Annotated in this window: 15 protein-coding genes; 3 read left to right on the forward strand and 12 right to left on the reverse strand. The window is 42.6% G+C overall.

Annotated features, from left to right (window positions below):
• Positions 1-21: 21 nt before the first annotated feature.
• From PPIS_RS24560 to PPIS_RS24610, 11 genes are all read right to left on the reverse strand, one after another.
• The gene (locus PPIS_RS24560; RefSeq protein ID WP_010378714.1) at positions 22-1,692 is read right to left on the reverse strand and encodes a hypothetical protein; all 1,671 of its coding nucleotides are present in this window, start codon (positions 1,690-1,692) and stop codon (positions 22-24) included.
• Between the two features lie 192 nt (positions 1,693-1,884).
• Complete coding sequence (locus PPIS_RS24565; protein ID WP_010378712.1) at positions 1,885-3,195, reverse strand: tetratricopeptide repeat protein; 1,311 nt, start codon at positions 3,193-3,195, stop codon at positions 1,885-1,887.
• Positions 3,196-3,216: 21 nt separating this feature from the next.
• Positions 3,217-3,822, reverse strand: coding sequence for an energy transducer TonB (locus PPIS_RS24570; RefSeq protein ID WP_010378710.1), 606 nt, complete (start codon positions 3,820-3,822; stop codon positions 3,217-3,219).
• A 9-nt stretch (positions 3,823-3,831) separates the two neighbouring features.
• Complete coding sequence (locus PPIS_RS24575; RefSeq protein ID WP_010378708.1) at positions 3,832-4,242, reverse strand: ExbD/TolR family protein; 411 nt, start codon at positions 4,240-4,242, stop codon at positions 3,832-3,834.
• Positions 4,243-4,264: 22 nt separating this feature from the next.
• Positions 4,265-4,792 (reverse strand): MotA/TolQ/ExbB proton channel family protein, encoded by a 528-nt coding sequence (locus PPIS_RS24580; RefSeq protein ID WP_010378705.1) that lies wholly within the window; start codon positions 4,790-4,792, stop codon positions 4,265-4,267.
• A gap of 2 nt (positions 4,793-4,794) precedes the next feature.
• Positions 4,795-6,162, reverse strand: coding sequence for a MotA/TolQ/ExbB proton channel family protein (locus tag PPIS_RS24585; RefSeq protein ID WP_010378704.1), 1,368 nt, complete (start codon positions 6,160-6,162; stop codon positions 4,795-4,797).
• A gap of 14 nt (positions 6,163-6,176) precedes the next feature.
• Complete coding sequence (locus tag PPIS_RS24590) at positions 6,177-6,926, reverse strand: DUF3450 domain-containing protein (protein ID WP_010378702.1); 750 nt, start codon at positions 6,924-6,926, stop codon at positions 6,177-6,179.
• Between the two features lie 249 nt (positions 6,927-7,175).
• Entirely contained in the window at positions 7,176-9,065 is a 1,890-nt protein-coding gene (locus PPIS_RS24595) for a methyl-accepting chemotaxis protein (protein WP_019647596.1), read from the reverse strand.
• A gap of 197 nt (positions 9,066-9,262) precedes the next feature.
• Positions 9,263-10,000, reverse strand: a complete 738-nt coding sequence (locus PPIS_RS24600) for a basic secretory protein-like protein (protein WP_249031265.1) — start codon at positions 9,998-10,000, stop codon at positions 9,263-9,265.
• A gap of 29 nt (positions 10,001-10,029) precedes the next feature.
• On the reverse strand, positions 10,030-12,384 hold the full coding sequence (locus PPIS_RS24605) for a GH92 family glycosyl hydrolase (RefSeq protein ID WP_010378696.1): 2,355 nt from the start codon (positions 12,382-12,384) through the stop codon (positions 10,030-10,032).
• Between the two features lie 145 nt (positions 12,385-12,529).
• Complete coding sequence (locus tag PPIS_RS24610) at positions 12,530-13,804, reverse strand: sugar MFS transporter (protein ID WP_010378693.1); 1,275 nt, start codon at positions 13,802-13,804, stop codon at positions 12,530-12,532.
• A gap of 131 nt (positions 13,805-13,935) precedes the next feature.
• On the opposite strand from PPIS_RS24610, the gene PPIS_RS24615 reads away from it, so the two are divergent.
• Entirely contained in the window at positions 13,936-15,117 is a 1,182-nt protein-coding gene (locus PPIS_RS24615) for an AGE family epimerase/isomerase (RefSeq protein WP_010378692.1), read from the forward strand.
• A gap of 1 nt (position 15,118) precedes the next feature.
• Entirely contained in the window at positions 15,119-16,072 is a 954-nt protein-coding gene (locus tag PPIS_RS24620) for a carbohydrate kinase family protein (protein ID WP_010378690.1), read from the forward strand.
• 63 nt (positions 16,073-16,135) lie between these two features.
• On the opposite strand, the gene PPIS_RS24625 is transcribed toward PPIS_RS24620, so the two are convergent.
• Positions 16,136-16,630, reverse strand: a complete 495-nt coding sequence (locus PPIS_RS24625) for a YcgN family cysteine cluster protein (protein ID WP_010378688.1) — start codon at positions 16,628-16,630, stop codon at positions 16,136-16,138.
• Positions 16,631-16,848: 218 nt separating this feature from the next.
• Between PPIS_RS24625 and PPIS_RS24630 the strand changes: the two genes are divergently transcribed.
• Positions 16,849-18,609, forward strand: coding sequence for a sensor domain-containing diguanylate cyclase (locus PPIS_RS24630; RefSeq protein ID WP_249031266.1), 1,761 nt, complete (start codon positions 16,849-16,851; stop codon positions 18,607-18,609).
• Positions 18,610-18,801 lie beyond the last annotated feature (192 nt).

Below are 18,801 nucleotides of genomic sequence, written 5' to 3' on the forward strand. Positions count from 1 at the left end.
AACTAAGGTCATTACGGATAATTAGTCAGCGTTTGAAGCCTCAATTGCTTTCTTAACCCACTGATACCATTCAGAAGATGTATCTTTATCAGATACCGCACCAATGTAATCAACAGTCGTGAAGAAGTTATCATTTAGGCTGCTTAGGTCGTTTGCTTCAACAGTGATCGCGGTAGAGCTTGAATTTGTTGAGAAGCCGTCTGCTGCAAGTACGTCAGCTGCACCGTTTAGAATTTGGTTAGAACCTGCGTTAACAAACCAGTCTTCTTTACCTTCACCTGCAGGTAATGGGTCAGAACCATTTTTAAAGTTTGCTGCACAAGCAAGTACAGAGCTTACGTAGTTAAGCGTATCAGCTTCAGCGTTTGCAGCAGCCTTATCATCTTTAAACTCTAAACATTCAGTGCCATTCGCAGCTGATGATTTAACTACTAATGCGTTGTAATACATACCACGGATTGCATCGTCAAACTTCATACCTTGTGATTCGTCATCATCACGAATTGAGTTACCATCAGTCGTTAACACAGTTACGTTTGCAAAATTAAGCGTAGATGCTGGTGCTTGGCTGTAATCAGGGCCTGCTGCTTTTTCACCATCGGTTTCAAAACCATTGTTACCCATGAAGCCTTCTGTGCCCGCAGGAATTAGTACCGCGTCGCCGTTGTCATCAGCATAAGTAACGTCACGCTTAGTTTGAATTGTACCGTGCTTAACAAGGATAAACTGGCCTTTACCTTGCCATCCTGCATCAACGTCAACAGCATCATCTTGAGTATCCGTTACTACGATATTTTTGATGTTTGCAGCACCACCGAAGAATTCGATACCATCGTCAAAACCTTGGTGAATGTGAAGGAATTCGAAGCTTGAACCAGAACCCACAGCATTCAGTGTTAGTGAGTTTAAGTCGTCCCCAGGGCCGCCATCACGAGGACCAGAACCTGCATACCAAATGTGCGCATATTTGATTTGACCGCTGCTATCTGCATTGTTTTTACCGCTATAGTAGCTTGTTACACCTTCAGAATCTGCATTACAAAGGTTGCCATCGCGCTCTGCATCAGTACATTCGTTTGTGATACCAAAACCGTTAACCATGATACCACCCCAGTCAGCAAACTGTGGACCGATACCTGCTAGGTTAAATGCGTCAAATTCTGCTGCTGAAGTGAAACGAATTGGCTCAGCTGCAGTACCAACTGCGTTGATTTTCGCACCACGCGCGATACGAACCACTGACTCACCAGAAGTGAATGCCATTACTGCACCTGGCTCTACAGTTAGTGTTGGGCCGTTCGCCTCGATTGTACAACCTGTTGACGTGTTACAATCTTTACCGATTAAAAGTGCACCTTTGAATACGTGAGCGCCACCATTCTCAAGCTTTTTGAATGTCACATCAGCTTGTACTTCTAGTGATTTAGAAGCAAAGTCAGTGCCGTATACACAGTGTGGTGCTTGGAACGTACCTTGAACTTCAGTGCTTCCTACAGCGCGAGTTGTACAAGGGTTAGTTGTGCCAGTATCGCCACCTGTATCACCGCCTGAATCGCCATTGTTTGTTGTATTGTTTGAATTGTTAGTGCTGTTATCGTTTACAGTAGGTGTAACTTCGATGTCACCACCACAACCAGTAAGTGCCATAGCAGCGACGATTGCAGAGACTCTGAAGAGGTTTTTTAGTTCCATTGCTAACTCCAATAGTAGACTTTTAAAAAAATTATTTTTTTACTGTGTTTAAATGATGTGACTAAATTAATGGGGTTTTATTACACGAAGATTACACAAAATGATTGTAATTAAATCTTCATAATAAAAATTGGAACTTTTAAAAATAAAAAAACCGCCCGAAGGCGGCTTTGGTGTTGCGATTATAAAATATTATAATAAAGCTTGTTTTAATGTTTCAGCATGAACTTTTTCTCGCTTCACATATTTAATCCATTGCTTGGCGAGGTTTGCTGATTTTTTGTGCTTTTCAGCTTGTTCGAATGCCAATATAGAAGCATCAAAGTTTTGCAGGTTAAACTGTGCCATTCCAAGTGCAACATAGGCGTTAGACTCAAACGTTAAATCGCCTTTATTGAGAGCAAGTCGGGCGTGATCTGCGGCATCATCATACTTTTCAAGATTTAAGTAGATCTCTGCAAGTCTCTGATCTAAATTACCATGTTCAACTTTTTCAGTTGCAGCTAGGAAAAAAGGTAGTGACTTTTTATCTTCTCTTGCTTGAACGAAAGCTTCTGCGATAAAAGTTAGGTTTTTGGCGCTGTCTTCAACGACACCTGCTTTTATTCCGTTATCGAGTGCTTCCGCTGCTTTAAAAGGCAAGGCGTTCATTAAATAGACTTGAGCAAGTTGCATATAATCAGATTTTGATTTTATAAAGCCTCTTTGCTTCGCAGTTTCAAATGTTGCAAGCTGTTTTTTCTCAGCACCTATCTCACCGTACATACCGCCAAGCTGGATCCAGTATTGTGGTTTGTCATAAAGGGTAACCATTTTCTCTAAAACATCCGCTACTTTTTCCGGCTGATTTAATGAGTAATATATCGCACGTTGAAGAACTAACCAGTTTTCTTTTGGTAGTTCACCGTCGGCTTCAACTAAATCAATCGCAGTATTTATATTGTTTATCGCATCATTATATTTTTTTAGTTGATATTGTGCTTGCGCCTTTAAAATATAAAAGTTACTTTTTGGGGCCTGCGTATTAACTTCTTTCCACTGATCAAGGAATGATAATGTACTTTCAAAATCATTGTTTGCCATGGCCAATTGAGCCAAACTAAATGTCGTAGAAAGACGCAGGGACTCAGGAATAGATTCTTCAGCAATAACGGCTTTGAAAGATTCGATGGCCTTGTCGAGCTTGTTCTCGTTGTAATAAATAAAACCATAGAAGTTATACATCATTGCCACTTCGTAGCTATTCATACTCGAAACGCGTTCTTTCACCGAATCTAATGCGGCGAGGCCTTCTGCAACTTGACCGTCGTCTGCAAGTTTTTGCGCGCGAGCCAGTTGACTGTACACTTTTTCGCGTAGCGCGGGCACACGCTTGGTTTTAGTTTCTGAGTCTGCATAAGCCGTTGCCAAATTAACATTTGGTATGACCGAAATGAGACTCGGTGCTATTAAACCTGTGCTAAATAACGCACTTATTAACGTAATTTTTTTAAATATTTTCATAATCGCAATCCTTAATGGCGGTTAGCCATTAATTTGAAATGAAATCTTATTTTGAACACCCGCAACTTCAACCGGTTCACCGTTTACGACACGAGGTTTGTATTTAAATTTCAATGCTGCATCAAGCGCTGCTTGGTCAAAGATTGATTCCGGTTCGGCGCTTACTACAACAGGGTTTCTCACGGTGCCTTGTTTAGTTACAATGAACTCAACAATCACATACCCCTCAATTCCGCGTGATAACGCACGTCTTGGATATACTGGCGCAACTTTAACGATTGGTAGATATTCACCATCACTGGACTCAAGTGCTAAACCACCCGCCAAATCTACGTCAGCGTCCACATTGGCACTGAAATCAAAGTTGCCGCCTGTTGCGTCAAGATTGTTGTTCTGCGTTTGTGGTGCATCCATTGGTGGAGGCGGCTCTTTTGGTGTTGGTGGCTTTTGTGGCTTACGCTCTTTTTTCTCCACCGTCTCTTCTTTTTTAAGACGGACGAAATCTAGTACTTGTCCTTTTACAGGATCTGTCATTGCTCCTTCCCCTCCTTGGATAAGCGCTTGCATACCCAAGAAAAGGAAAAAAGTAACTATACCTGCAATTACTAAAGCAATTAAGTAACGCATGGTATGTTCCTATGACTCCTGTGCTGCAATTGAAACATCAAATGCGCCAGCTGCGCGTGATGCATCCATTACTTTAATTAGCGTGTCAGTAGTTGCCTTTTTATCAGCTTGAATAACCACACTACCCTGTGGGTTTTCCGCTTTAAGACGCTCAATGTTTGCTTGAACTGCACGGATGTCTACTTGGCGTTTGTTAATCCAAATTTCACCAGTATCTGAAATTGCAACCAGAATATTGGCTCTTTGCTTTTTCACTGCAGTGGCCGCTTCTGGGCGGTTAACATCAATACCCGCTTCTTTAACGAAAGAGGCCGTTACAATAAAGAAGATAAGCATGATAAATACAACGTCCAGCATTGGTGTCATGTTGATTTCTTCTGCTTCTTCTTCTTGGAATACTTTTGCAAGTGGTGCTCTCATAATTCTTTCCTCACACGACCGATTAATGGTCTAGTAGCATTTTATCTTCTAACAACTCAACTTCACGCTTGGCTTTACGCTGAAGGTAGGTCGATGCAAATACACCCGAAAGCGCACCAACCATGCCTGCCATTGTCGGGATAGTTGCTTTTGATACCCCAGATGCCATAGAGCGTGCACTGCCTGATCCGGTGATCGCCATTACGTCAAATACTTCAATCATGCCGGTTACTGTGCCTAGGAGTCCTAGTAAAGGACACAGTGCCACCATGACATTGATATAAGGTAAGTTGGCGTTGAGTTTGATCCCTACGCGAGAGATAGTTGCTTGTCTTATCTGCTCTGCGTTCCAACTGTTACGCTCATTTCGAGAGTTCCAAGCTTGTAGGACTTCGTTTTTGTAGCCTCTGTATTTACCGAACACAAACATGAAGCGCTCGAGAATAAGTAGCCACATGGCGAAGGTTACGAAGCCGATGACCAAGAGAACCTGGCCACCTGTATCAAGGAATTCACGTAAAGCGTTAATTGCATCAAGCAATAAAACCACGATTACGCTCCTTTCTCGCTACGCTCAGCAATGATCCCCGCGCTCTGCTCTTGAAGAATAAGGAGCAAGTTACGAGAACGTGTGTTTAGTAGTGTGTAAAGGAATACGGTTGGGATAGCGACAACCAGACCAAGTACGGTTGTTACAAGGGCCTGAGAAATACCACCAGCCATGAGTTTAGGGTCGCCCGTACCAAACAAGGTAATTGCTTGGAAGGTGTTGATCATACCGGTCACAGTACCGAGTAGACCAAGTAGAGGTGCTACGACTGAAATAATTTTGATTAAAGTCAGGTTACGAGTGATCTTTGGCATCTCACGAAGGATTGCTTCGCTTAGTTTGAGCTCTAGCGTATCGTAAGCCACATCAGGGTATTGCTCTTTCACTTTCATCACACGACCTAGCGGGTTGTCGTCACGGGCAACGCTATCTTTAAGCTGACGATTGATTTTAGAACCCATCAACATGAGTGATACAAAACGCTCAATTGCAATAAGTAGTGCCAATAAACCTACACCTAAAATAACGTAACCTACCGCGCCACCTTGGTGTACTTGTTCTTCGGTATTTGGCGCTTGTACTAGTAGACCAAGAATTGAACCGCCCGTTGGGTCAAGGGCAAAATCTACAGAACCTGCTTTCGCACTTTGTAATTCACCCGCTGTTGAGGTGAAACGAGACGCTGGCTGACGAGTCAGTTCAGAAAGTGTTTGTGTATCGTTGTTGTAAGTCAGGTATTTACCATCAGCGATTAAGTTAAACGCACCGACGCGAAGCACTTCTTTGTTTTGCTTGGCACCACCGGCTACGATAACTTCGGTATTAAAGCGTGACACTTTACCTTGTTCTGTCATTTCACGTTGCATCTCAAACCAGACTTTTTCAATGTCTTCGATTGATGCTAGACGTGACGTTGAGCCCATCTTTTTCGCAAGCTCAGTCATGTAATCATCACGACCCTTAATTTCAGCTGATACAACTGAAGTTGCGAACTTATTTGAGCTGTCGCCAGCTACTTGCTGAAGCACACCGAATAGTTCTTTTAATGTCCCCATACGCTTGCTAAGGGTGTCACTTAGGTTGGCCAGTTTAATTTCGTTTTCTTCGAAATTGGTTTCTAGACGTTCAGATTTAGCCAACGCTTGGTTACGTTCACCCGTTAGCGCATTCAACATTTGGATTTGGTTGTTTTGCTGCGCTTTGAACTCGGCTTCACGTTGTTTGTTTTGCGCTGTTTGTGCGGTTTGCCCTTGTTCTAAGGTTTTAAGTAGTGAATCTAAATCTAATGCTTGTTCAGCATGCGCAGATGCGGTTAACGCAAGTGTTGTTGCGAAAATAGCGTGTTTAGTGAATTTTTGTACGAATTTCATAGTGGTCTCACCTATTACTCTGCAGCCTGAACTGGAAGCGTTAACATGTCAGGTGCTAACTGCTTACGTGCGATGCGAATGCCTTTATTGATTTGGCTGATGTTGGTATCTGGTAATGCGTCAAAAGCGTTACTGTCTTTGTTCCAAAAACCAGCTTGGCTGCCATCTTTTGTGACATAAAGCAGCTCAAGACGACCAATTCGTAGGAAATCTACTTCACGTTCTTGTCCATTCACGTCAAGTAATGAGGTGTAAGCTTCGATAGTACGTCCGTAGTCCACTTCAACTTGGTAAGCTTCAAGTACGCGGCGGAACTTTTCGCTTGATGAAATATCAGCTCGGTCCATCAAATTAGTTAACTGAGTAATACGCTCGGCACGCTCTTTGGGAAGGAAAGGCACATCTAATTCAACGAACTGTTTCAGACCTGTGATCATGCGCATCATGAGAGGTGTGATTTGACGCTCGATCACCGAAACTTGGTCCATAGAGGTGTTAATTGCCGCCATTTCTTCAAGTTGGTTTTTTATTTGTTTTTCTAATTGAGCGTTGTAAACAGATAGGCCGTCGATTTCTTTGTTCAACGTCTTGAACTTTTGCAAACGAGACTGCATATCGTCTGCAATACCATCGATTTTCCCTTGAGACTTTAATGCAGATTCATTGATAGCTGCACTTTTGTCCATCGCTTGATTTAATTCTGTTGCTCCGGCAGAGGCCGTTGCTAGCATACCTGCTATAAGCAAGTGGTTAACGCACTTCATCGCATACACCTTATAAATTATTGCTAGTTGCTAAAAAACTGGGTGCAGTCTAATTACGAAAAATGACAACCATGTTGCGCAACTAATACACAAATGTGACAGTTGTCATTGAAATTACATTAATCAATTAACTTATTGGTTTTAATGGGATTTTGTTGGTTAATGAGATGTTGCAGGTGTTTCGTGTCATAAAAGGATCACAAAAAAGCCGCTTTTGTTAAGCGGCTTTTAAGCTCTAGTGAGATGGCGTTAGACTCTAAACTTGAGCACCATTTGTTCTAATTCGTCGAACTGTAGTTTCAATGACTTACACTCTTCAAGGGTTGCGGTTAGGTTATTGCTGCCTTGCAGGCTGAGGTCACTAATATGATGAATGTCGCTATCTAATGTTTGGATAACAGTGTTTTGCTGGTGGGTGGCGCTGGCAACTGCATGGTTAACGCCGTCTATGGCATCAATCGAATTGCTCACTTCTTGCATTTTAGTACCTGAAGCATTGGCTCTATCGGCGCTTCTCGCTGAGTCTTCTAAACTCGCTTTCATTACGGCCACAGCTGAAGCCGAGCCTTGTTGTAGTTGAGCAATAGTGCTTTCGATTTCTTGCGTTGACTCTTGCGTGCGCTGTGCCAATTGCCTTACTTCATCGGCAACGACAGCGAATCCACGTCCAGCCTCACCTGCCCTAGCGGCTTCAATGGCTGCATTTAATGCCAGTAAGTTGGTTTGTTCGCTAACTCCCTTAATTACTTCAAGCACTTGCCCTATGCTGCCTGAGAGTTTATCCAATCCATCCAGCGTGTCTTGTGCTTGAGACATTTTTTGTGTCAGTGAAGCGATTTCTTCGATATTTTGAGTGAGCGAGTGTTGGCTTTCAACAGAAAGCTTGTTGGCGTTACTGGCAAGTTCTGAAGCATGGGTTGCATTGTTTGAGATCTCTTGTGCACTTGAAGAAAGCTCGTTGATGGCTGTCGCGACGCTATCGGTGCGCTTGGACTGATCTGTATACATAGATAAGGTATCTTGGGTTTGTGCAACCAAACTATTCACGACGTTTTCAAGTGTCACCGTGGTATTTTTTACCTGTGTAATTGAGGCATGAATTTTGTCGATAAACTGGTTGAAATAATCGGATAACTCGCCAAATTCATCTTGATTCTCTACGACTAATCTACGAGTAAGGTCACCTTCACCTTGGGCGATGTCTTTGATGGCTGCGTTGAGATTGTACATTGGGCGCATCAGATACTTGAGCAATAGTTGTAGCATCACCACAATAGCAATCACGCCAAGTAGCATATAGATAGCAGCCATATTTCTAAAAGAAGATACGGACGAATAGGCAATTTCTTTATTAATGACAACGCCAAGATACCAGTCGACATTTTTAATGCCTTTCATTTTTACAAATGAAACGAGCTTTTCTGTGCCATCAATTTCAAGCTCCGTGAAATCCCGGTTTAATGACAGGCGTTTACCAAACAGCTCTGACATCGGCTTGTCATTCAGTTTAGTATCTGGATGACTGAGTATTTTACCGCTTTCATCAAGTAAAAAACCGTAACCAAACCCTAAAAAGTCAATTTCGTTGATAATTTCTGTGATGGTTGACATGTCTATGTCCCCCCCAGCCACACCTGCAAATCGGCCTCCTTGTTTTACCGGTACAACGGCAGAAATAGTGAATTCGTTGGTGGTAACGTCGATATAAGGTGCGGTAAATGCGGTATCTTGTTTTTGCTCAGCGAGTTTATACCAAGGGCGGCTAGTCGCATCAAAATCAGCAGGAAGTTGGATACTTGGATCGTCCAACACAAATGTACCATCTGGCGTGCCAATAAAAACGTTTTTGAAATCCCCTGCAGTGTCAGCGGTTTTTAACCGTCTTCTTATCTGTTCAGTGGAGTCATCAGCTCTATGTCCATCAGCAATCGAGACTACGATTTCAAGTCTATCATTGAGCCAATTGGCGATATTCTGTGAAACCGAGCTGGAAATCTCTTGTAAAACTAAGGTAAGCCGAGCTTGAGTTTGGTCTCGCATAACGAGAAAGTTGTTTACGGTAAATAAGCCGAGCACAATCACTAACACAAGGGAGGCTGCTACGGTTACTTTGGTGGTGAACTTTAGCGCTTTAAACATCATGATCCTGTTGAACTTGTTCTTTTCTTCAGCCAAGCAATAAACTCGTTGGCCGATTGTTATTAATAGACTTAGGAGCTGGATTCCTTTGTAACTATTTTTATCAAAAACTCAAAGGTTTGTCTTTGATTATCGGCAGGAATTGAGAGAGGTTTAGTGTGAATGTTAGATAAAGGTGAGTCTAAGCTCACCTTGCGTTACAGTAACGACGCTTGATAATGTTGCCAAGCAGTATCTAATTTGACACCTGCTGATTGCTCGAAGTCTTGCCAGTCCCACTTTATGTCGTCATGTGGGTCCAGCTGAGCATTGATCTCCTGAAGTAGGTCTCGATTACTTTGCTTCGATAACCAATCGATAAAGAAAGCAGTATTTTTATAGCCATCTTTATAGTTGCCACCAGGCTTTTGGGTGTCATCAGGAATATACCCAGCTTTTAGTCTAACAACATCTGCTATTCCCTCAATGATTGGCCCTATTTCCTTGTAATTATGATCATCTAGCTGATAAGCATGGGCAATTTCATGATAGAGAATACCGATAAGTTCATCGAATGATTCTGTTTCGCTGTGCGATTTAGAAAAGTTTTCCATGTAGTTTGCGCTGATATGGATGGTTGCGCCGTTAAAATCGCCCTCTTTATATGCAACCCCTTTTAGGTCTTCAAAGACGATATGGAGTGTAGGTAGTTTAGGCGCCATTCTCATATCTTTATACAGTAATCTAGCCACGTTATAACTTATTTGCTCTATTACTTTGTTATCAATTTCTTGCCATGCGAAATGGTTAATTTTAGTTGTTTTGCTGAGCGAGACGGCTGGCAGGGGAAATTGACGCCATGCTAAGTCTGATTGAAACGCGATCGGTTTTAATCGCGCTGCGGCATTATCGGTGTCATTTGCAAGTGCGAACGGCGCACTTGCAAATGTAGTCATAGCCGCAAGAAATATTCCTGCTTTAACCATTATTTATACTCCGACAATGAAGGTGGTCTTTGCGTTTTGGATTGACCCCATGCTTTATTAGGCTTTCTGGACATTTGATACTCCAATGTACCGCCATTCATAATGTCGTTATGTGTGATGTAGCTGCGATTAAGCGGTTTACCATTCAATTTAACGGATTTGATGTATTTGTTTTTATCACTGAAACCTTTAGCAACGGTTTTAAACGCTTTGCCGTTTGCAAGTTTCAAGGTAACTTCTGGCACCTGAGGCGCACCAATCGCGTAGCTTAGGTCGCCTGGCGCAACAGGATAAAAGCCCATCGCTGAGAATATATACCAAGCGGACATCTGACCTACATCGTCATTACCTGCAAGGCCATCCGGTTTGTCTGAGCTTAAGGTATCCATGATCTGACGAATGCGCTCTTGGGTTCTCCACGGTTTACCTGCGTAGTTATATAGATAGGCAATATGATGGCTAGGCTCATTACCATGGGCATAGTTACCAATCAGGCCTGCAATATCTTCGTGCTCTTTGATCATCTCTTCAGAAAGGTGGGTATCAAACAGTGCATCTAGACGCGCTTCAAATGCATCATCACCACCCATTAATTCAATCAGGCCTGCAACATCGTGCGGTACATAGAAGCTATATTGCTTAGCGTTGCCTTCCGTATAAGGCCCCATGTATTTTGCTTCAAATGGGTCAAATTCGGGATCCCAGTTTCCTTTTGAATCTAACCCTTGCATGTAACCGGTTTCTTTATTGAACACATTTTTATAGCTCATCGCGCGGCGATAATAGTCTTTCGCTTTGCTGGTATTGCCCATCGCTTCATACATTCTTGCAATGGCAAAATCATCGTAAGCATATTCAAGAGTGATAGAAATAGATTCAGGAAGTACGTCCATTGGTACATAGCCAAATTTCTTGTATTCAGGGATGGCATCGTACACTGGGTTATTAGCCGTGTTTTCAATCGCTTCTACTGCTAAATTAATATCGTAATCTCTGATCCCTTTTAGATAAGCGTCAGCAATGACTGACACCGCATGATAACCAATCATGGTCCATGTCTCGTGGGCATGGAACGACCAAATAGGTAACATTTTTTCATAGCTTTGCTGATAATGTACTAGCATCGATTGGATCATGCCGGATACGCGGTCTGGGTCGATATAAGTGAGTAATGGATGTAATGCACGATAGGTATCCCACAACGAGAATAAGGTATAGTGCTCAAAACCTTTGCCGTCATGAATTTCACCGTCAACGCCTCGATACTGGCCATTGACATCTTGGTAGATATTAGGCGCTTGTAGTGCATGATAAAGCGCAGTGTAGAACTGACGTTTTTGCGCTTTGGTGCCTTCCACGTCGACTTTATCTAAATAACTTGCCCACTGAGACTTGGCATTAGCGCGAACGGTATCAAAATCCCAATTTGGCACTTCAGTTTTAAGATTCTCTAATGCATTTTTGCGGCTAACTGCAGAAAGTCCGACTTTAACTAACAGCGGCGTTTTGTCTAGATCATCAAAGCTTGCAACAAACTTAACGGCTTTACCTGCTGTCATTTTTACTGCAGTATTCTCAATCGTAGAGTGTTTGCTGTCTTTTCCTAAGCAATTCATACAACGATAACGGTTATTGTCTAGATTATAAAACTGATAGTCAGCGATAGGTTTTGAGAATTCGATGGCAAAATACATTTGGCGGTTACGCGCCCAGCCATTAGTTGCGCGGTAAGCAACCAATGTGGTGTCGTTTATTTTGCGGATGTCGCTCCAAATCACTTTATTCTCAAAGTTATAGATTGCTGAGGTCAAATCAAGCAATACGTGACCTTGCTTTGCTTTGTTGAAGCTGTATTTATGCATACCCACTCGCGTGGTTGCGGTGACTTCGGCTTTCACACCATAGTCGAGTAAGTCAACGCCATAATAGCCAGGCTCAGACCATTCTTGGTCATGGGAGAAGCGTGAGCGATACCCTATGTCTGGATTTTCAGCGGTACCGGCATCGAGTTTTACTTCGCCGGTCATTGGCATGATCAGCAAGTCACCAAGATCTGAGTGACCAGTACCAGAGAAATGCGTGTGGGAGAAACCAACAATAGTATGGTCGTCATAGTGATAGCCGGCGCAGCGCTTGTAGATTTCTGGTTGAGGGGAAACACCGCGCATGGGGTTATCTGTATCTGGGCTTAATTGCACCATACCAAATGGCACGACTGCGCCAGGGAATGTGTGGCCATCACCGCCAGTACCAATGAAGGTATCGACCCACTGTGTATTTGATTCAGTGGCGTGAACTGTTGCGCTTAACAACACACTTTGTGTGATTGCCAACGCCCAAGTTTTAGCTCGCATTACTCTCTCCTAGTTTTTGTTTTGAATTGGAGCGTTCCAATTTTATTTTATAATACCCTTTATGAATACGTATTCAATACTCTGCGACGAAAAAATTATGCAATAAAAAAGGCGAGCTATGCTCGCCTTGTAAACTTTCGTTAACTTAATTCAGTTTTGCTTGCCACTTTTGCGACAGCTTAACCACGTTTAATCCGTACCATGCGATGTAGACATAACAAAGCAATGGCACAATAAAGCTGATCTGAATATGGAATTTATCCGCAACCACACCTTGAATGAGCGGCACAATAGCACCACCGACAATGGCTAAACACAGCCAGCCAGAACCTTTACTGGTTAGTGAGCTCAGGCCTTCAATTGCCATTGAGAAGATTGTAGGAAACATAATGGAGTTAAACAAGCCAATCGCGAGTACGGCAATCATCGCAATGTTGCCACTGGTACTCATGGTCAATGCCAGTAATAAAATAATAACGACAGCGTTGAAAGCCACCGCTTTTGAAGGTGCAATAGTCTTTAAGGCAGCAGAGCCGATAAAGCGCCCTACCATAGCACCACCCCAGTAGTACCCGATAAGTTTTGCCGCGGCATGCTCTTCAAGTCCTGCGATTTCAGGTTCTGCAAAGTAATTTACAAGGAAACTCCCTATCGCAACTTCTGCACCGACATAGCAGAAAATAGCTACTACACCCATTACTAAGTGTGGCGCTTCAATCAGGTTATGGTGTTTCGCTTTACAATCTACCGCTTCAGTATGCTCAGCAATGACAGGCAACTTTAAAAATGCGAATACAACGGCGATAGTTAATAGTGCAGCGGCCAAAATAAGATAAGGTACTTTTACACCCTCTGCGCTTGCCGCAGCTTCAACGGTTAACGTACCGGCTGAGCCAAACAATAAAAAGCCACCAACGATTGGGCCAATAGTGGTACCTAATGAATTAAGCGCCTGAGCAAGGTTTAAGCGACTTGATGCAGTGCGAGGATGTCCGAGTGCTGCTACATAAGGATTCGCTGATACTTGCAAAACAGTGATACCAGATGCAAGCACAAAAAGGGCTGAGAGAAAGATCCAATATTCGTGAACAACAACGGCAGGATAAAACATGATGCAGCCAAAGGATGCCACGATTAAGCCCGTTAGTACGCCATTTTTATAGCCAAAGCGTTTAACTAAATACCCAGCAGGTAAAGAAATAATAAAGTAGGCACTAAAAAAGCAAAACTGGATCAGCATTGCTTCTGTGTAGTTAAGGTCAAACACGCCTTTTAGACGTGGGATGAGAACATCGTTTAAAACGGTGATAAATCCCCAAAGGAAAAAAAGCGTTGTCATTGCAATAAGCGGAAGTCGATAATTATTATTCTCGATATTCCCGCTTGTGACGAAGGTTTGATTTGTATTTATTTCGCTCACAAGTGATACTCCAATCTGTTTTCACCTTGATTCTACACACTGTTACATGAAAATCACAAATGTTTTGTTGGATCGTTCCATGTTTTATCTGCTAAAGTAACGGAAATGTTCAGCAGTAGGTTAAAAGTTAGATGAATTTTAGAACAACGCAATTTTTAGAAGCACACATTAAAAAGACGCTCAGCTTTTACGCACCAAATTGCGTGGATGAACGTGGTGGCTTTAATCACTTCTTCAGGGATAATGGCGAGATTTATGATGCGAACACGCGTCACTTAGTATCAAGTACCCGTTTTGTCTTTAACTATGCTATGGCTTATGACTATTTTAAAGAGCCAGCTGACTTAGATAAGGTTAAGCATGGTATCGAATATTTAGAAACTGTCCATAGACAAGAAAATGGCGGCTATGCGTGGTTGCTTGAAGGCGAAAATGTTGTAGATGGCACTAACCATTGTTACGGGCTCGCCTTTGTTTTATTGGCTCATGCCTGTGCGTTGAAGGTTGGTTTATCGGACAGCAAGTCTGCAATTGAGCGAGTATGGCAGCTGTTAGAAGAGAAATATTTTGAGCCTGAGTTCGGACTCTATAAAGACGAATTCGATGCAGACTTTAATCAGGCAGATAAGTACCGAGGTCAAAATGCCAATATGCACACCTGCGAAGCGCTAATAGCTTGCTATGAAGCAACACAGGATGAAAGGTTTTTACAGCGTGCATATTTGCTTGCCGACAATATGGTAAATCGTCAAGCGGCTAAGGCTGAGGGGCTGATTTGGGAGCACTATGATAGTCAATGGCAAGTCGACCTTGAGTATAACAAAGACGATCCCAAACACTTATTCAGACCTTGGGGGTTTCAGCCTGGTCATCAAACTGAGTGGTCAAAATTATTATTGCTGATTAACCGCTACATGCCAAAGTCATGGCTTGTGGAAAAAGCCGTGCACTTGTTTGATGAGTCATTAAAAGCTGCTTGGGATAATGAATTCGGCGGAATTTGCTACGGTTTTGCGCCGGATAAGTCGATTTGTGATGATGACAAGTACTTTTGGGTTCAGGCTGAGTCATTCGCTGCGGCTGCGCTACTAGCACTTGAAACCGGTGATGAAAAATATTGGCAGTGGTACGACAGAATTTGGCAATATGCTTGGGATAACTTCGTCGACCATGAATACGGTGCTTGGTATCGTATTTTGAATAACAAGAACGAAAAGTATAGTGATGAAAAAAGTCCGGCGGGCAAGACCGATTATCACACCATGGGCGCGTGTTACGAAGTCCTGCGTTCAATGAAGTTAAAAGGCGAATAACATGGCACTTGTTTGTTTTGGTGAGGCGTTGATTGATTTTTTATCGGACGGCAAAACACCAGAGTCATTTACTAAATATGCAGGTGGTGCGCCTGCAAACGTTGCGGTAGCTGCTGCAAAGCAAGGCGTTGGTGCATATTTTTGCGGTATGTTAGGCAATGATATGTTCGGCCAGTTTTTAGCTCAAGAGTTACAGGCTAATGGCGTAAATACTCGTTACCTTGAGTTTACTGATAAGGCCAAAACGGCATTGGCATTTGTTTCTCTAGATAAACAAGGTGAAAGAAGCTTTAGTTTTTATCGGCCACCAGCGGCGGATTTGTTGTTCAGGCAAACACATTTTTCTGAGGATATGTTTACAGAGCATTCTGTATTACATATATGCAGTAACAGTCTTACTGAAGAGAATATCTATAAAACCACGGTTTATGCGCTCGAGCATGCGCGTTCAAACAACATGCTTGTTAGTTTTGATATGAACCTCAGGTTGAACCTGTGGAGTTCGACTACGCATATTCTTGATAGAATTTGGCATTGTATCGCGCTAAGTGATGTCGTTAAACTCTCACGCGAAGAATTGGAATACCTGAACGCGAATAGTCATGCGGGTAAAACCAAAGCGCAAACCATAGCCGCAGTTATGGATAAGCAAACTCAATTGTTATTAATAACCGACGGCGCAAACCCAGTTGAGATTTATCTACCAAATGATAGTGCTAAAGTTGCTGCGCCAAATGTTGTTGCTGTGGATACCACGGCTGCGGGAGATGCGTTTGTCGGGGGGTTACTTGCTGAGATCATTCGAAAGTTTAAACCTACCCAAGATACTGAGTTTGTCATCTCACTGGATGAGGCAAAAGACTTAGTCGCGTATGCTGCGAAATGTGGAGCATTTGCCGTTCAACGCTACGGTGCATTTGCCGCTTTGCCGTCTAAAGGTGATATTGGCGAATAGAATACCTTTTTCTGGGATAGATGCATGCTGTACCGCAAAGCATCTATCCTAGGACCTGCTTCTTTAGTCGCTGTCTTTGTGGGGCCACTCAACAATATGCGCTTCAAAATCAGATTCTAAATCTACTTCCAGCTCAGAAATTGCCTTACCAAAAATACTGATCCCCGCATCTATCATGGCTTGTTTGGAACCATTATTTCTAAGAGGATGCCAGCTTGCCAGTCCCCTGCCCTCATGAAGTCGTCGATAACTACAACTGTTTGGCATGAAAAAGATATCTTTGAGATTTTCTTTGGTTAGCTGTACGCAAGAGGGTACTAGAATTTGCCTTTCGCTGTAGCGGCTACAACCACAGCTATTTTTATCGTTATATTGGCAAACAACATCGGTGTAGAGTAGCTCTTCTCCTTCGCGCAAAAAGTCGGTGCTCTCAAATGATTCATCTTCTTCATCGCCGTCGATAAAAGAGTGTAAACAGCATTTACCACAACCATCACAAATCGCTTCCCACTCATCTCTAGTCATTTCTTCGAGTACTTTTTCTTGCCAAAAGCTCATTACTTTGCCCCTTCATTACGCTTTTTTGCATCATATTTGATTTGTGAAGTTGGAATCGATCACATCAAACAAGCGGCGCATTCTATAGGATAGTTGAACATAATTCAAAATTGGCGAACTATTTATGGCTGACTATGATTAAAGTACTATTTTTATTTCATAATCTTTGGCGAGAGCGCTATTTGTCTGCGATTATGGAACGTAGCGAGGGTGGTTGATTGAGGCAAAGGTACGTCTTTTTATTGTTTGTACTCCTGTTGTCTCTGTGTAGTCAAGTGGTAGCTGCTGGCAAAGAGACGTTGCAACTAGAGTACGTGGCTTCAAATGCTAAAATTGTCGACGTCATAAATAACTCAAGTATCCATTGGCAAACTACCGATGATAAAGTGTTGAACTTAGGTTATTCCAACCTAAGTTACTGGGTACGTACGTCGTTAAATATTGACGAAAAAGAAGGGCCTTATTTACTTGAGATAGCCTATCCGGTGCTGGATCAACTTGATGTTTACATGCTACAAGAAGGCAATATATTTGTTCATCAGCAATTAGGAGATAAACAACCTTTCGTTGACCGCCCTTTTGCGCATGAACATTTTATTATACCACTCCCAAACGGCACGCATGGTAAGGTAGCACTATACATTAAAGTACGCTCATCCAGTGCGCTGCAACTTCCCGTGGTACTTTGGACAAACCATGACTTTTTGATAAACGACCAAGTTTTTCGTATCGTGATGGGGATCTACTTTGGTTTGATGGGGATAATGGCAGCTTATAATGTGCTCCTCTATTTTACCATTCGCGAATCCACATTATTTTACTATGTTTTATACGTTATTTGTTTAGCGCTATTTTCTGCTTGTTTGTCAGGTTTTGCCTTTCGATATCTTTGGCCAAATAGTCTTTGGTGGAACGATCAAGCAATCTTGTTCTTTCTTATCAGTTCGGTGTTAACCGGCACTTACTTTGTTATGACATTGCTCGAGATTTGTATTTCGGACAAGTGGCTTTATCTAGGTTGTCGCTTAATTTTGGGATTAGGGCTGGTACTCTTATTTTCTTCTGTGTTTTTTGACTATGCAGTGATGATAAAACTTACCATAGCGTATGCCGTATCAGCTTGTATCTGGGGCGTATTCTGCCGTATTTTACGTTTGGCTGGGAAAAGCCGCTTAGCGACATACTATTCGATTGCTTGGAGCTCAGTGCTCTTTGGCGGGATCATTCTTGCGCTAAATAAATTAGATTTAATCAGCCAAACTTGGTTTACCGAAAATGCGCTATTAATAGGTACTGCCATTGAGGTGGCCTGTTTATCGATAGCAATAGGTGAAAAACTCAATACCGAGAAAAACAAGCGCTTTCAAGCGCAATTAACGGCATTCAATGAAATCCAAAAAGTAAACTCTCAATTAGAGAAGACTGTCGCCATCCGAACTCAAGCGCTACAGGAAGCTAACGATAGACTGGAGCTTGCGAGTCGCACCGATGCGCTTACTGGTGTTGCCAATAGGCGAGCGCTAGACGAAGCCTTGCATAGTGAATGCTTAAGAGCAAAGCGTTTTGAACACGCTCTTAGTGTTATTATGATCGATATCGATTTTTTTAAGCAGGTTAACGATACCTATGGTCACGAAGCGGGAGACGATTGTCTGATTCACATCGGACGTATACTTTCCAATTGTGCTACGAGAGCGGGAGACTTTGTCGCACGGTATGGCGGCGAAGAGTTTTGTATTGTACTTGCACAAACCGATAGCTCGCAGGCTTTTGACCTTGCAGAGAAGATCAGAATGACATGTGAGACTAGCCCATTGATAAGCGAAAGCTATTGTATAGAGATGACATTAAGTGCAGGATTACATACTCAGACTAAGCCACCATACAGCGGTAAAGAATTGCTCGCCTCGGCAGATCAGGCACTTTATTTTGCTAAGCGTAATGGTCGTAATCAAGTGGCAATCTCAGGTGAGCTGTAAATTTGGTATTCGGCTGTAAATGAATTAGCTAAGTCACCATAGAAAAGGATATAAAATGAAGACACTTTACAGAATCGCTATTTTATTGGCGCTCCTCATTGGGGTAATAGCTGCTTATAGCTATAGCAGCCACACTGGGATGTTCATTTTTGTGATATTGGGTGTGGCACTTGAAATTGCATTTTGGCTTAA

Origin of the sequence: Pseudoalteromonas piscicida, from assembly GCF_000238315.3 — a bacterium.
Classification (GTDB): Bacteria; Pseudomonadota; Gammaproteobacteria; order Enterobacterales; family Alteromonadaceae; genus Pseudoalteromonas; species Pseudoalteromonas piscicida.

Bases quoted from the DNA above. Each gene is read 5' to 3' on its own strand.
- PPIS_RS24560 (WP_010378714.1), bottom strand. From the start codon at position 1,692: ATGGAACTAAAAAACCTCTTCAGAGTCTCTGCAATCGTCGCTGCTATG.
- PPIS_RS24565 (WP_010378712.1), bottom strand. From the start codon at position 3,195: ATGAAAATATTTAAAAAAATTACGTTAATAAGTGCGTTATTTAGCACA.
- PPIS_RS24570 (WP_010378710.1), bottom strand. From the start codon at position 3,822: ATGCGTTACTTAATTGCTTTAGTAATTGCAGGTATAGTTACTTTTTTC.
- PPIS_RS24575 (WP_010378708.1), bottom strand. From the start codon at position 4,242: ATGAGAGCACCACTTGCAAAAGTATTCCAAGAAGAAGAAGCAGAAGAA.
- PPIS_RS24585 (WP_010378704.1), bottom strand. From the start codon at position 6,162: ATGAAATTCGTACAAAAATTCACTAAACACGCTATTTTCGCAACAACA.
- PPIS_RS24590 (WP_010378702.1), bottom strand. From the start codon at position 6,926: ATGAAGTGCGTTAACCACTTGCTTATAGCAGGTATGCTAGCAACGGCC.
- PPIS_RS24595 (WP_019647596.1), bottom strand. From the start codon at position 9,065: ATGTTTAAAGCGCTAAAGTTCACCACCAAAGTAACCGTAGCAGCCTCC.
- PPIS_RS24600 (WP_249031265.1), bottom strand. From the start codon at position 10,000: ATGACTACATTTGCAAGTGCGCCGTTCGCACTTGCAAATGACACCGAT.
- PPIS_RS24605 (WP_010378696.1), bottom strand. From the start codon at position 12,384: ATGCGAGCTAAAACTTGGGCGTTGGCAATCACACAAAGTGTGTTGTTA.
- PPIS_RS24615 (WP_010378692.1), top strand. From the start codon at position 13,936: ATGAATTTTAGAACAACGCAATTTTTAGAAGCACACATTAAAAAGACG.
- PPIS_RS24620 (WP_010378690.1), top strand. From the start codon at position 15,119: ATGGCACTTGTTTGTTTTGGTGAGGCGTTGATTGATTTTTTATCGGAC.
- PPIS_RS24625 (WP_010378688.1), bottom strand. From the start codon at position 16,630: ATGAGCTTTTGGCAAGAAAAAGTACTCGAAGAAATGACTAGAGATGAG.